Genomic DNA, 14,318 nt, shown 5'->3' on the forward strand with positions numbered 1-14,318 from the left:
TAAAAGTATCATAACATAAAAAGAAGCAAAAAAGGCATAGTTTTTACATCTTATGAAACAGACTTGATACGCTCTGCCGATCATGCGAAAATGTGTGATCGGCAGAGCTCTTTTTTGATGTCTGACAATCCCTTACAAATTTATGAAAAACCTATGAAAAATCCCCCCGCCCCCTCGCCAAGAGAAAAAAGTTATGTTATAATTTATGGAAGAATGCGTTTTTGGCGCAGCGGTTTCAGAAACGGGACGTATCGGACCGGAAGCCGCGGCATATATAAAAAAGGAACCATGTATGCTCAACGAAGACAAGATAAAATTAATGACCGAACTGGCACTGTTTGAGAAGAAGCATGCTTCCCAGATGAAAACAGTCAATCAGTATTTTAAAAGCGACTATATCAGCCGCAATCTGCTCCGGGGATTTATAAGCTATACATTGTGCAGCATACTTCTCTTTGGAATGTGGGTATTATTTAATGTAGAAGTAGTTCTGAGTTCGATAGGAATGGATGAACTGAAGGGACTGGCTTTTCGAGGAGGAGCTTTATACCTCGGGGGGCTTTTTCTGTATGTCGTCCTGACGATCATCGTGTATGGCGGGCGGTATGAGTACGAGGAAAGGATGAACCGGATCTACATAGCGAAACTGAAACATCTGGATAAGCGCTACGATATACACCGGCGCGCCAGAAAAATGGAGAGAGAGAGGAGAGGCAGATGAGAGGACTCCTTGCAGGGAAAGAAGCACTCAAGGCTTTCTATGCGAGATACAGTGCATTTGTGAATGCATTCCTGCGTTTTATAACTGCCTTTGCGGCGGTGTTTCTGATTAACCAGAACATCGGACTGATGCCGAAACTGAGCGGCGGTCTGGTGCCGCTGTTTGCGGGAATTATATGTGCATTTCTCCCATTTGGAGCCATTGCGTTTCTGATTGGGATTTTTTTGCTGGCACAGCTCTTTGCAGCATCGATGGAAGTGGCGCTCATCACCTTGGTGTTCCTTCTGATCGTGGTGCTGCTGTATTACGGATTTCAGCCGGGTGACAGCGCGTACCTGATTGTAACGCCGATCTTGTTTTTTCTGAAGGTGCCGTTTGCAGTCCCGATGATTCTCGGACTGACTGGAAGCCTCGTATCGGTGATTCCGATGAGCTGTGGGATTTTTCTGTACTACGTGATTCTGTATGTGAAGCAGAACGGAAGCTTCTTGGCAGGCAGTGAGCAGACTGAGATCACGCAGATGCTGGCGCAGGTCATCAAAAACCTGCTGGCAAACCCGGCGATGCTTGTCATGATTGCGGCATGCTGCCTGGGGGCGCTGACGGTCTGTGTGCTCAAGAAACTGTCGATCAACTACTCCTGGGGGATCGCGATCGGAGCTGGCCTTATTTTACAGATTCTGGTTGTGTTTATCGGCGATTTCCGCTTTGGCGTTCCGGTGTCAGTGCCGGAGCTGGTTGTGGGAATGATTGGTGCGGTCATTGCATCGCTGATCTATCAGCTGTTTGTTTTTTCGGTCGATTACAGCCGGACCGAGTACACGCAGTTTGAGGATGACGATTATTATTACTATGTGAAAGCGGTTCCAAAGATTGCGATCTCGAGGACGGATGTAAAGGTACAGGAAATCAATAAAGTAAAGAGAAGATAGACTATTTTATAAAAGAAACTTGTTGTTAAAAGAAATGCGTGACGGGTCATATGTACGTGACTGGTAACAGAAACGCAGCCCGAAAGGGAGGGAAAAGAATGGCAGAGATACTGACGGAGATTTATTCGTGGATCTCGTTCGTACCGAAGATAACCTTTAAAAATTTAATAGAGATCGCGATTATAGCAATTCTGGTATATGAAATGCTGATCTGGATCAAAAATACGCGGGCGTGGACGCTTCTGAAGGGTATTGTTTTTATTCTTGCATTCTTTCTGGCAGCTGCGATCCTGGAACTGGATACGATTCTGTGGCTTCTGGAAAAGACATCGTACATTGCGGTAACGGCGATCATCGTTATTTTCCAGCCGGAGCTGCGGAAAGCACTGGAGCAGATCGGAAGCCAGAACGTGCTGACGACGCTGTTTTCAACGGATGATACGAAGAAAAATGAGGATTTCAGCGAAAAGACGATTGCAGAGCTGGTGCGTGCTTGTTTTGAGATGGGAAAAGTCAAGACGGGCGCCCTGATCGTCATCGAGAGGGGCACGCCGCTCGGAGAGATCGAGAGGACGGGCATCGAGGTCGATGGTATCGTGACGAGCCAGCTTCTGATCAATATTTTTGAGCACAACACACCGCTGCACGACGGCGCGGTCGTGATTCGCGGTAACCGTGTGACAGCGGCGACCTGTTATCTGCCGCTCTCGGACAATATGGATATCAGCAAGGCGCTGGGAACCAGACACCGTGCGGCAGTCGGAGTCAGTGAGGCGACCGATAGCGTGACGCTGGTTGTATCGGAAGAGACGGGGCGTGTGTCGGTGGCTGTGTCCGGACGGCTTAAGAGTGTCAAGGATGGAGATGAACTGAGAGATATATTGTCAGTTCTGGTAAAACGGGAAACGGAAAACACAGGTCGTTTCAGAATATGGAAGGGAAGACGCAGAAATGAAAGAAAAGCTGACGAATAATCTTGCGATCAAGCTGATTGCCCTGTTCTGTGCTTTCTTTGTGTGGCTGGCGGTCGTGAATGTGGCGAACCCGATCAAGGTATCGACGAGGGAGGTTCCGGTCACGATCACGAACGATCAGGTGCTGGAGCAGGCGGATCTTGCCTATGATGTGGTAGGCAAAAAAACGGCGACGATCAGTTTCAAGATCCGGACGAAGGATGATTATAAGGTAAAGGCGTCGGATTTCAACGCCTATGCGGATTTATCGGAAATGTATGATGTGACGGGTGCGATCCCGATCCGAGTGGAAGTGGTGAACAATGAGGAACTGCTGGAGTCCACGCCGGTTGTGAAGTCCCCGGAGGTCATCAAGATCACGACCGAGGCTCTGCAGACCAAGGCATTTACGCTGAAAGCGTATCCTCAGGGCAAGGCGGCAGAGGGTTACGAGGCGGGTGAGGTGACAATGGTGCCATCTCAGGTGACGGTCAAAGGACCAACCTCCCTGATCGGACAGATCAGCAGCGTGGGTATCCGTTTTAATATTGACGGTGCTGCGGCGGATGTCGGTGGAACAGCAACACCGGAGTATTTTGACGCCAATGGAAATGTGCTGTCAGATTTGGGAGATTCTGTCAAGACGGTTGGCGGAGATGTCTCTTATACGATGCAGATCCTGAAAGTAAAAGAAGTACCGCTTGATTTTGACGTCAGTGGTGAAGTGGCGGATGGATACCGCTATACGGGTCCGAAGACGGATATCAAGTCGGTGTCTGTGGCGGGGCTTAAGACGGATCTGGCATCGGTCAGCACGCTCACGATTCAGGGACCGTCCCTTAATGTGCAGGGCGCGACGAAGAATGTGGAGTGCGAGATCGATCTGGATGATTATCTGCCGTCCGGGCTTACGATCGTGGGACTGGACAGCACGACGATCAACGTGACACTACAGGTCGAGAAGTTGATAGAGAAGACCTTTACGGTCAAACCGGAGGATGTGACTCTAAACGGAAAGAACAGCAGCTACAGCTATACCGTCGAAGATACGAAGATGGAAGTCAAGGTACAGGGACTTGAGGAGGATTTAAGCAGCCTGTCGGCGGCGAAGATGAATATCCGGGTCGATGTATCAGGCATGGGACTGGGCGAGCACACGGCAGCGGCGCAGTTCCAGCTGGGGGACGCGTATAAGATGCTGTCGGCGCCGGCTGTGACAGTGCGGGTCAGCGAACATGGAAGCTCCAGTGCCCAGACGACGGAAAGCACCGAGAGTGACCGTGGAGACATGGGCAGCCAGAGCAGTTCCAACCGGGAGAGCGGGGCAAGCTCGGCAAAAGAAAATGTGGATGCAGAGAGCGGCAATGCTGCATAAAGTATGGTATGCCATCCACAAATGAGGAGAAAGAAGTTAAACAATGGTAAAAGCAAAAATTAAATTAAAAAACCCGACTGGTCTGCATTTGAGACCAGCGGGAATCCTGTGTAATGAGGCGGTAAAATTCGATTGTTCTGTCCAGTTCCAGTTCCGTGGCACCGTGTCCAATGCAAAGAGTGTCCTGAGCGTGCTTGGGGCGTGCATCAAGAGCGGTGATGAGATCGAGTTTATCTGTGATGGAAAAGACGAGGAGGAAGCTCTGTCGGCGATGCTGAAAATAGTTGATGACGGGCTGGGCGAGTAGGAAAAACCGGTGCGGTAAAAGAATGTGTACAGACGTACAGATAGGATGAAACTATGATCGTTTATTTGGTTTGCTATGCGGCTTCGCTGCTTCTGGCGCTTGGCCGCCATTATCTTTTATCCGGCGCAGGGCTTCTGGCGGCGGCGGTGTATCTGTATGCGTCAGACTATATCCGGAGTGGAAATCTTCTGCATCTGCGGGGGATTTTCGCTCTTTCCTTTGTAGGTGGACAGGGACTGGCGTGTATGAAGCTTAGTTATTTAAGTCAGGCATGGAGTGCGGGAACGTGGCTGGGACTTTTGGCGGCGTTTGCGGGCTTTTATCTGGCTTTTTATTATCTGGAAGCATTTTCCGGTGAGGCGTCCGTCCGCGTGGGCGGTCATTCCGGCGCGGTGCAGCGCCGGGGGTTGGAATCTTATGCCGGAACCGTCTTTTTCTGCGCGGTGGCGCTGGCGGCGCTATCGGCAGGCTGTTTCGCGATCGAGGCGGTCTATATGGGCTATATTCCGCTGCTGCTCCGGGGCGTTCCGCATGCTTATTCCTATTTCCATGTGACCGGGCTTCATTATCTGACGGTGTCCTGTGTGCTGGTTCCGGCGCTCTCTGTGATCTATTTTTGCATCGAGGGCGGTCGCAGCCGGGGACGGCTGGTATGTATGCTTCTGGCAGATGCAGCGGCGGTGGCGATTCCGCTTCTGTGCGTGTCGCGCTCCCAGCTTCTGTTTGCGGTACTGCTGGCATTGATTACCTACATACAGATGGAACACCAGCTGAATCCGATTTATGTTGTTTTTGCGCTGGCTGGGCTGATTGTGCTCTACATTCTGCTGACGATCGCGCGCAGCCATGATACTGCCTACTTGAATACGGTTTTTGAGATGAAACGGCACCTGCCGATTTTTGTGACGCAGCCGTATATCTATATTGCAAACAATTACGATAATTTCGACTGTCTGGTCAAGGGACTTGTGAAGCACAGCTGGGGCATGAAGATGCTGGCACCGTTCTGGACGCTGACGGGACTCAAGTTTCTGGTTCCGTCGTTGACGGCATTTCCGTATTATGTGACGAAGGAAGAGCTGACGACGCTGACGATGTTTTATGATGCGTACTACGATTTCGGCATAATTGGCGTGTTCATCTTTTCTGCCATATTAGGAGCGGCGGCGTATCTGCTGATGCGGATGATGCGCCAGGTGCAGAATCCGATTACCTATCTTCTGTACGCACAGTTTGCACTTTACATGCTCTTATCGTTTTTCACAACCTGGTTCAGCAATCCGTCCACATGGTTTTATTTCGCGGTGACAGCGGTTGTGACATTTCTGGTATCGCATAAGGTTGCAGGGCGGTAAAAATATATGGATTAAGATATAAAAGTGAAATAAAATCTGCTATAATAACAAAAAGACGACAATTCAGTAAGTTAAAGTGCTGCTTGTATACAGATAGAATTGCCGCATTGATCAGTTTTACAGAAAAGAGGGCAAGCCAATGATTTCAGAAAAAATGATACCGCTTATGAAAAATAACTCCGCCATCCGTATGATGTTTGAAGAGGGCAATAAGCTGGCGGCGAAATATGGACGTGAGAATGTGTTTGATTTCAGCCTTGGAAATCCGAGCGTACCGGCTCCGGCAGAGGTAAATCAGGCAATTCAGGATATCGTAAAGGAAGAAGATTCCCTGTTTGTACACGGATATATGTCCAACGCAGGCTATGAAGATGTGCGTGAGACGATCGCTCAGTCGTTAAACCGCCGGTTCGGCACCTCCTTTCACGCAGGCAACATCCTGATGACGGTCGGTGCGGCAAGTGGTTTGAATGTCATTTTAAAGACCCTGTTAAATCCAGGAGAGCAGGTCATTACCTTTGCACCATACTTTGTAGAGTATGGTTCCTATGTCCGCAACTATGACGGCGAGCTGGTGGTTGTATCTCCGAATACGGTGGATTTCCAGCCGAATCTCGTTGAATTTGAGGAAAAGATCAACGAAAAGACCAAGGCAGTGATCATCAACACCCCGAACAACCCGACCGGCGTTATTTATTCCGAGGAAACACTGCAGAAGATTGCAGCAATTCTGGAAAAGAAACAGAAGGAATTTGGTACATCGATCGTGCTTCTGTCCGATGAGCCGTATCGTGAGCTGGCTTACGACGGCGCGGTTGTACCGTATGTGACAAAATATTACCGCAATACAGTGGTTTGCTACTCTTACAGTAAGTCTCTGTCCCTTCCGGGCGAGCGTATCGGTTATCTGGTAATCCCGTCTGAGATGGATGAGAGCGCAAACGTATTCCAGGCGGCAACGATTGCGAACCGTGTTCTGGGCTGTGTCAATGCGCCATCCCTGATGCAGAGAGTCATCAAGCGCTGCGTAGATGCGAATGTGAATCTGGAAGCTTACGACCGCAACCGTAACCTGCTTTACAACGGATTGAAAGAGTGCGGATTTTCCTGCATCAAGCCGGAGGGCGCGTTCTACCTGTTTGTGAAATCTCCAGTGGAGAATGAGAAGGAATTCTGTGAGGTATGCAAACAGTACAATGTACTGGTAGTACCGGGAAGTTCATTCGCTTGCCCAGGTTATGTGCGCATTGCATACTGCGTATCATATGGACAGATCGAGAGATCGCTTCCGGCATTCAGAAAGATTGCGGAACACTATAATCTGGTATAGCGAAATTGTATCATCGTCTTGGAAAGGAAAAGGATGAGATGAAACGATATTTTAGAATGATTCTGAATATTGTGATTCCGCTCCTTGGTTTATGTCTGGTCATCTTTTTAGGTCCCAGACTTCTGCATTTTTTCATGCCGTTTGTGGTCGGATGGATTCTGGCACTTTTAGCAAATCCGCTGGTGCGGTTTCTGGAACGGCGCGTGAAGCTGGTGCGGCGCCACGGCTCGATGCTGATCATTATTGCGGCGCTGGCGATTGTGATCGGTCTTTTTTACGGGGCGGGTCTTCTGGTTTACCGGGAAATGGGAAGTTTTCTGGCGGATGCACCGGAAATATATCAGAGTGTGATCGCTGAGATCGAGAATGCATTGCAGAATGGGCGCAAGCTTGCAGAATATTTTCCGCAGAATTTACAACCGCCGCTGCTGGCATTTTCGGATAATCTGGATGGTCTGTTTGGAAAACTGGTATCGCGGGCGGCGGAACCGACCGTGCAGATCGCCGGACATGTGGCGAAGAGTATTCCGAATCTTCTGGTAAATATGGTCATTATTATCCTGTCTTCGTACCTGTTTCTGGCGGACCGGGAGTCCATCATGCGGTGGCTGAAAGAGCATCTTCCGGCATTTGTATTCCGCTATATCGAGTATATGAAACGGGACGCAAAGGGACTGATTGGTGGATATTTTCTGGCACAATTCCGTATCATGTGTGTGGTGGCGCTGATTCTCGCGGCAGGATTTTTGGTGCTGGGTGTCCGCTACGGTGTCCTGTTGGCGTTTTTGACGGCGATTCTGGATTTTCTGCCGATCTTTGGAACGGGAACGGTGCTGTTCCCATGGGCGGTTGTGAAACTGTTTGCGGGGGAGTATGCGTATGCGACCGGGCTTATCCTGCTCTACATCCTGACGCAGGTCGTCCGTCAGATCATCCAGCCGAAGATCGTCGGGGAGTCGATGGGATTGCCGCCTCTGATGACGCTGTTTCTTTTGTATCTGGGATTTAAGCTGCGCGGGCTGACAGGCATGATTCTGGCGGTGCCGGTGGGGCTTGTCTTTATCAATTTTTATAAATATGGGGCGTTTGATTCGATGATCCGGAATTTCAGAATGCTGATGGAGTCGATTCAGAAATTCCGGAGGGAAGAATAGGGGGAAGTTTCCTTATTATATAGTAAAATTTTCTTGGTAATTTAATCTGGATAAATTATGCGGCGTATCGCGATATTTTTTCTTATATGCCCGGAGGAACGCAGCATAATTGCGGAATCCGGATTGATAGCAGGCTTCTGTGACGGGGGTGCCCCGGCGCAGGAGCTCGTTTGCGTTTTGGAGGCGTTTTTCAGTCAGGTATTCGGTAATGGTGTAGCCGGTTTCCTGGCGGAAGAGGCGCATCATGTGGTATTTGCTCATGTAAAAGCGGGCGGCGAGCTGGTCGATGGTGTGGTCTTCTTCTGGGTGTTCAGAGAGGTAGCGCATGAGTTCCAGGATTTTTTCGCCGGAAGGGGAGGTCGGAACGTATTCCCGATGGTTTTCGGAGGCGGCGCGATCAAGGTGTACCATAAATTCCAGGAATAATAAACGCAGAAGAAGCTCGGATCCATAACTGCTGCCACCAAGGGATTCAAAGTTAGCATTGTCTGTGCCATTGTCATTTGTACCACCTGCCTGATAGGCATTTTCCAGTCTTGACAGCGCCTCTAAGAGCGGCGTCATGGTAAGGGAACCGAGGCGCAGAACATCGGACTGCTGTTCTCTGGCAAGCTGGAAACAGAGGTCGAGCGCACAGTCAGCACAGGAGAATGCATCCAGGCATTCCGGCGACAGGTAGAGGATGATGCGCTCATATCGGCTTTTGTATGGCACGACCGGCTTGTGCAGGCAGTGCGCGCCGACGAGGACGATGTCGAGCGGACGGAGGTGGTAGGAACGGCCTTCCACGATGTAGTCTGCTTCGCCATTTAACAGGATCAGGACTTTGTGGAAATCATGATAGTGGTAGGCAACCGGTGTATCCATCTGCCCGCGCAGGTGGAAGAGGCGGAATTCGTGGTTGAGGTAGCCGCGTTTTTCGTAGGCGGGGGATTCGTGGGTGGTATTTTCTGACATAAGGGGACTCCTTTTTTGAGTGTATTGCAGGTTGATTGTTGCGGGAAATTATATCTTGTATAAATGCATTGAGTTTGTTGTTTTCCTCTGAGATAAATATGTTTTGAAACACAGATATTTCATTTCTTAGTTCATATTATATAGCATTATATGCAATATTTAAAGCATGATTCTTCTATTAAAAGCTGCTATATTTTCTTAAAATTGAAATTAAAGAAAGCATAGATGGAATATTATGAAAATGCAGACATATTCAAAATATAAATGGATATGCATGATAAAGTGATTTCGAGAACGGAAGTAGAATAGAAATCATTGATGAAAGGTAACTGTTCAGTAGGTCTGCGCATTTACTGCGCTGACCGTACGAAAACATGGGTCAGCAGGCAAAAATCCCATTGCCGTAGGCAATTTTAATGGATTTTTGCGCGTGACTGTGAAGGTACTGAACAGTTACGATGAAAGATTTTTATGGTATTGATTAAAAGGGGCAGGAGGTATCGCGATGAAACAGGTTGTGCTTGAAAAATATCACTGTATGGGAAATGATTACCTGGTGTTTGATCCAAATAAGAATGATTTGGAATTGAATGCGGAGAATATCAAGAAGATGTGCAGCCGTCATTTTGGCATCGGCGCGGATGGCATTCTGGCGGGCCCATATCTGGGGGAGAATGATTTTTATGTACGCATCTACAACGCGGACGGCAGCGAGGCGGAGAAGAGCGGCAACGGCATGGGTATTTTTGCAAAATATCTGCGGGACGCGGGATATGTGCAGAAAACGACGATCTCCTGGAAAACGCTGGGAGGCGAGGAGACAGTCTTTTATCTCAACGAGGATGCGACCCGTGTGAAAATTTCGATGGGACATCCGACGTTCTGGAGCGATGAGATTCCGGTGACCGGCGAGCGGCGGGAGATGGTAAACCAGACGATGGTATTTGGAAAGATTCCGTATGTCACGACTTGTCTTTCAATGGGAAATCCGCACTGTGTTATCTGGATGAATGAGATTTCGAAGGAAATGGTGTGCCGGATCGGCGAGCATTCGGAAACATCCGAATATTTCCCGGAAAAGGTCAATACGCAGATTTTAAATGTCCTTGACCGGACGAATATCCAGATCGAGATCTATGAGAGAGGCGTTGGATATACGCTGGCGTCCGGAAGCTGCGCCTGCGCGGCGGCGAGTGCGGCATACCGCCTGGGACTTGCCGATCCGCATATGTACGTCCATATGCCGGGTGGCACGCTGGAAGTGGAAATCAAGGAGGACGGCATGGTTTACATGGTCGGCGAGGTCGGCTATGTGGGACATATCCAGTTGGGAAATGAATTGAGCGAACAGCTGCGGATTAAATAAAAAAGTATTTGACAGAAAAATATCGGACTGCTATATTTTATTTATAAAAATTGTGAAAAGAATGACAGGGGCATTCTCACACAGCAAAACGATCATAAACGTATGCTTGAAATTTTTGGGGCTGTATAGGCAGGAAAATTTTGGGCGTATATGAAAAGAGGGCGAGGGGGCTGACTGGAAACAGAGACAGCTGCCTCGTTTTTTATAGGAGGAAATGGCGATGGGAGAGAATACGAACCGATCCGAACCTTTTTTTGATGAAGATGTTGATTTGGTAAAGCTGCAGTTTACCGATATTTTTGGACAGTGCAAAATGGTCCAGATGACGCGGAGGCAGGCGGAAAAAGCGATGAAAGAGGGGTATGCAATCAACCGGTTTGCGCTCGGCGGCTTACAGAAAGCTGGGATCGAGGGCGCGGCGGCGCCGGAGTATCTGACGGACCAGAGCGAGAGTGTGGAATTGTACTTGAAGCCGGATGCATCAACGTATCAGGTTCTTCCGTGGGATTCCGGGCAGGAAAATGTAGCGCGCGTGATCTGCCAGGTCTGCAATGCGGATGGGACGCCGTCCTGGACGGATTCGCGTCATATTTTACAGGAAACGGTAAAACGTGCCGAGAAGATGGGACTGGACTTTGATTTTGATTTCCAGTGTGAGTTTTATCTGTTTCACACGGATGATGATGGGAGACCGACGACGGTGACGCATGAGGTTGCCGGGTATTATGACGCGGGACCGATCGATTTGGCAGAGGGCGTCCGCCGGGACATGGTTCTGAGCCTGGAGGAAGCAGGATTTGCGGTCGAGAGCACGCATCATGGTCTGACTGCCGGACAGCACAGCTTCGTCCTTCCGGCGCGCCGGGGCATTGAGGCAGCAGATTATTTACAGACGTTCAAGGCGGCGGTCAAACGGATTGCGAAACGCCATGGTCTGCATGCGACTTTTATGCCGAAGCCAAACATGAGCGGCGACGGATCGGGGCTTCATGTGGGCGTGTCGATCTCTTCCAGACGGGGCGCCGAGGCGATGGCGCAGGCGAAGCAGTTTGCGGCAGGCGTGCTTAAAAATCTGAGCGATATGATGATTTTCACGAATCCGACCGTCAATTCATACAAACGTCTGGCGGCAGAGCGGAGCACGGTGTTCCAGCCGGAGTTCCCGGCGGCTGTGTGGGAAAAAGGAAGTGAAAAGGCAGTTCATGTGAAGGAAGACCGGAACGGACGTATTTCCGTGGAAGTGCAGTTCCCGGATCCGTCTGCGAATCCGTATCTGGCGCTGACGGCGATCCTGGCAGCAGGACTGGAAGGAATCGAGAAGGCGCTGGTGCTGGATGAAGAAGCGGGCGATGAGAATGCGCCGCGGTTCCCGGAGACATTGGGGATATTGCTCCAGAAGCTGGATCAGAATGAATTTGCACACCGTGTATTTGGGGAAAAGTTCTGCCGGATGTACGGCGAGGGCAAGAAAGAGGAGTGGGAACGCTTCTGTGCCTATGTGACGGATTGGGAGACAGCGGAATATCTGTATCGTTGTTAGGGGGTACGAAATCGCAGTGAGGTGAGACCACGTGGGAAACATCATAGTAGCATTTTCGAAGCCGCAGGACGGACGAAATATTAGAAATATACTCGTAAAACATGGAATACAGGTCACAGCCTCCTGCACATCGGGCGCGCAGGTTTTAGCGTCAACCGATGATTTGCGAAGCGGGATTGTGGTGAGCGGCTACCGGTTTGGTGATATGACCTGCCGGCAGCTTGCCGACCAGCTGCCGCCGGGATTTGATTTGCTTCTCATTGCTTCCCCGAGCCGGTGGAGCGGCGAAGCGATGGGAAGGATTGTCTGCCTGCCGGCACCGTTTAAAATGGGAGATTTAGTTTCGACGGTCCGCATGATTGAGCAGTCACAGACGGAAAAAAGACGGCGGATGCGTCGCCAGCCGCCGCAGAAGCGCAGGGAAGAGGATCAGAAAGCGATCGACACCGCAAAGGCTATTTTGATGGAGCGGAACCGGATGACGGAGCCGGAGGCGCACAAATATCTGCAGAAATGCAGCATGGACAGCCAGGTCAGCCTTATTGAGGCGGCACAAATGGTAATCAGTCTTTACAAAATGGCGTAAGATCCTTTACAATAGGATCAAAAAGGCAGAAGGAGCAGCAAAAACGATGAAATTTACAAAAATGCAGGGACTGGGCAATGATTATGTCTATGTCAACTGTTTTGAAGAAACGGTAAACGATCCGGAGAAGCTGGCGATTGCCGTCAGTGACCGCCATTTTGGAATTGGTTCCGACGGATTGATTCTGATTACCCCATCCGAGGTGGCAGACTGCCGCATGGATATGTACAATCTGGACGGTTCCCGAGGCGCGATGTGCGGCAACGGCATCCGCTGTGTGGGAAAATATGCGTATGACCACCATATTGTGGACAAGCCGCAGATTTTTGTTGAGACATTGTCCGGGATTAAATATCTGGATATGAAGGTCGAAAATGGCAAAGTAACGGCGGTCACCGTCGATATGGGCGAGCCGGAGCAGACTTCCGAGCTTCCGGAGAAGATCGAGGTAGATGGAACGGGGTACGAATTTACCGGAATTTCCATGGGAAATCCGCACGCCGTTCTGTTTATGGATGAGATTGATTCCCTGGAACTGGAGACGATCGGACCGAAATTCGAGTTCCATAAGCGTTTCCCGGATCGTACCAACACCGAGTTTGTCAAGGTCATTGACCGCACACACGTAAAAATGCGTGTCTGGGAGCGCGGATCCGGCGAAACGATGGCATGTGGAACGGGTGCCTGCGCGGTTGCCGTTGCATCTATTCTGGCAGGACATACGGAGGATGAGGTTGAGGTCGAGCTGTTGGGCGGCTGCCTGCAGATCCGCTGGGACCGCGAGAAAAACCGCGTGTTCATGACTGGACCGGCGGTGGAAGTGTTTAGCGGGGAGTATGAGGAATAATTAAACAGGAAACTTTGGGACTTCTTTCACATATGGTAGTAGTACAACGATATGTGAGAGGAGTCTTTTCTTTTGGAAGAAAAAAAGAAAGTGATGATAGATGCCGGGCACGGCGGAACGAAAGATCCGGGAGCAGTATTTGAGGATCGGATGGAAAAGGACGATACCCTGCGTCTGGCGTTGGCAGTAGGGCGGATTCTCGAGGAAAATGGGGTGAATGCCGTCTATACGCGGACGACGGACGTCTATGACACGCCTTACCAGAAAGCAGAGATGGGGAATGAGGCGGAGGCGGACTATTTTGTTTCCCTGCACCGCAATGCGGCGAGTGAGCCGGGAAAAGGTTCGGGCGTCATGACGCTGGTGTACAAGACAGGCAGGGAATCAGAACAGCTGGCGGATTCAATCCAGAGAGAGCTGGCGCGCACCGGATATGTGGATCTCGGCGTGATCGAGCGCCCGGATTTGATTGTGCTGCGGAAAACGCAGATGCCGGCGGTTCTGGTTGAAGTCGGATTTATCGACAATCCGGAGGATAACAAGCGGTTTGACGCGCAGTTTGACGAAATTGCGGCGGCGGTTGCATCTGGGATTCTAAATGTAATCGATGACGACATGGATCGCCGTCCGGTGGAAGAGAGCGACTATTATTACCAGATCCAGACGGGGGCGTACCGCATCCGATCGCTGGCAGAGCAGCAGTTAGAAGAACTGCGCCGTATGGGATTCCCTGCATTTCTGGTGTACGATGGGACGTATTTCAAGCTTCGGGTCGGTGCGTTTAAAAATCTCGACAACGCTGTGCGGATGGAACGGGAACTGCGGAAGGCGGGATTTCCGACGGTGCTTTTGTATGAGAGGGAGGTGAAGTAGGGGAGAAAAGCTGAAAAACAGG

At 50.1% G+C, this 14,318-nt stretch carries 14 protein-coding genes; 13 read left to right on the forward strand and 1 reads right to left on the reverse strand.

Annotation, left to right across the window (positions count from 1 at the left end; all coding sequences use genetic code 11):
* The first annotated feature begins 205 nt into the window (after positions 1 to 205).
* The 8 genes from DXD12_RS13470 to ytvI all read left to right on the forward strand — a co-directional run bounded on the left by DXD12_RS13470 (position 206) and on the right by ytvI (position 8,127).
* Entirely contained in the window at positions 206 to 721 is a 516-nt protein-coding gene (locus DXD12_RS13470; protein ID WP_227589619.1) for a hypothetical protein, read from the forward strand.
* Positions 718 to 1,653, forward strand: coding sequence for a hypothetical protein (locus DXD12_RS13475; protein WP_022359167.1), 936 nt, complete (start codon positions 718 to 720; stop codon positions 1,651 to 1,653). Before DXD12_RS13470 ends, DXD12_RS13475 begins: the two co-directional genes overlap by 4 nt.
* Positions 1,654 to 1,751: 98 nt before the next feature.
* The gene (gene cdaA, locus DXD12_RS13480) at positions 1,752 to 2,627 is read left to right on the forward strand and encodes a diadenylate cyclase CdaA (protein WP_118467076.1); all 876 of its coding nucleotides are present in this window, start codon (positions 1,752 to 1,754) and stop codon (positions 2,625 to 2,627) included.
* Positions 2,605 to 3,981 carry a CdaR family protein gene (locus DXD12_RS13485; RefSeq protein WP_118638523.1) on the forward strand — a complete coding sequence of 459 codons (1,377 nt, stop codon included), beginning with the start codon at positions 2,605 to 2,607 and terminating at the stop codon, positions 3,979 to 3,981. Before cdaA ends, DXD12_RS13485 begins: the two co-directional genes overlap by 23 nt.
* A gap of 43 nt (positions 3,982 to 4,024) precedes the next feature.
* On the forward strand, positions 4,025 to 4,288 hold the full coding sequence (locus tag DXD12_RS13490) for an HPr family phosphocarrier protein (RefSeq protein ID WP_107001249.1): 264 nt from the start codon (positions 4,025 to 4,027) through the stop codon (positions 4,286 to 4,288).
* Between the two features lie 53 nt (positions 4,289 to 4,341).
* Entirely contained in the window at positions 4,342 to 5,643 is a 1,302-nt protein-coding gene (locus DXD12_RS13495; RefSeq protein WP_118467080.1) for an O-antigen polymerase, read from the forward strand.
* Positions 5,644 to 5,782: 139 nt separating this feature from the next.
* Positions 5,783 to 6,973 (forward strand): pyridoxal phosphate-dependent aminotransferase, encoded by a 1,191-nt coding sequence (locus DXD12_RS13500; protein WP_107001247.1) that lies wholly within the window; start codon positions 5,783 to 5,785, stop codon positions 6,971 to 6,973.
* A gap of 38 nt (positions 6,974 to 7,011) precedes the next feature.
* On the forward strand, positions 7,012 to 8,127 hold the full coding sequence (ytvI, locus tag DXD12_RS13505) for a sporulation integral membrane protein YtvI (RefSeq protein WP_118638524.1): 1,116 nt from the start codon (positions 7,012 to 7,014) through the stop codon (positions 8,125 to 8,127).
* A 15-nt stretch (positions 8,128 to 8,142) separates the two neighbouring features.
* Here ytvI and DXD12_RS13510 read toward each other — a convergent pair whose 3' ends face one another.
* Positions 8,143 to 9,084: an AraC family transcriptional regulator gene (locus DXD12_RS13510; protein WP_118467084.1), complete on the reverse strand. Its 942-nt coding sequence runs from the start codon at positions 9,082 to 9,084 to the stop codon at positions 8,143 to 8,145.
* Between the two features lie 505 nt (positions 9,085 to 9,589).
* On the opposite strand from DXD12_RS13510, the gene dapF (DXD12_RS13515) reads away from it, so the two are divergent.
* The 5 genes from dapF (DXD12_RS13515) to DXD12_RS13535 all read left to right on the forward strand — a co-directional run bounded on the left by dapF (DXD12_RS13515) (position 9,590) and on the right by DXD12_RS13535 (position 14,296).
* Positions 9,590 to 10,450: a diaminopimelate epimerase gene (dapF, locus tag DXD12_RS13515; RefSeq protein WP_022358537.1), complete on the forward strand. Its 861-nt coding sequence runs from the start codon at positions 9,590 to 9,592 to the stop codon at positions 10,448 to 10,450.
* 220 nt (positions 10,451 to 10,670) lie between these two features.
* A complete protein-coding gene (locus DXD12_RS13520; RefSeq protein ID WP_118471874.1) occupies positions 10,671 to 11,990 on the forward strand; it encodes a glutamine synthetase family protein in 1,320 nt (439 codons plus the stop codon).
* 31 nt (positions 11,991 to 12,021) lie between these two features.
* Positions 12,022 to 12,576: an ANTAR domain-containing protein gene (locus DXD12_RS13525; protein ID WP_118467088.1), complete on the forward strand. Its 555-nt coding sequence runs from the start codon at positions 12,022 to 12,024 to the stop codon at positions 12,574 to 12,576.
* Between the two features lie 46 nt (positions 12,577 to 12,622).
* Entirely contained in the window at positions 12,623 to 13,423 is an 801-nt protein-coding gene (gene dapF / locus DXD12_RS13530; protein ID WP_118467090.1) for a diaminopimelate epimerase, read from the forward strand.
* A 72-nt stretch (positions 13,424 to 13,495) separates the two neighbouring features.
* Entirely contained in the window at positions 13,496 to 14,296 is an 801-nt protein-coding gene (locus tag DXD12_RS13535) for an N-acetylmuramoyl-L-alanine amidase (RefSeq protein WP_118467092.1), read from the forward strand.
* The last annotated feature ends 22 nt before the right edge of the window (positions 14,297 to 14,318 follow it).

The sequence above is a fragment of the Clostridium sp. TF11-13AC genome, assembly GCF_003481065.1.
Lineage (GTDB): Bacteria > Bacillota > Clostridia > Lachnospirales > Lachnospiraceae > Otoolea > Otoolea fessa.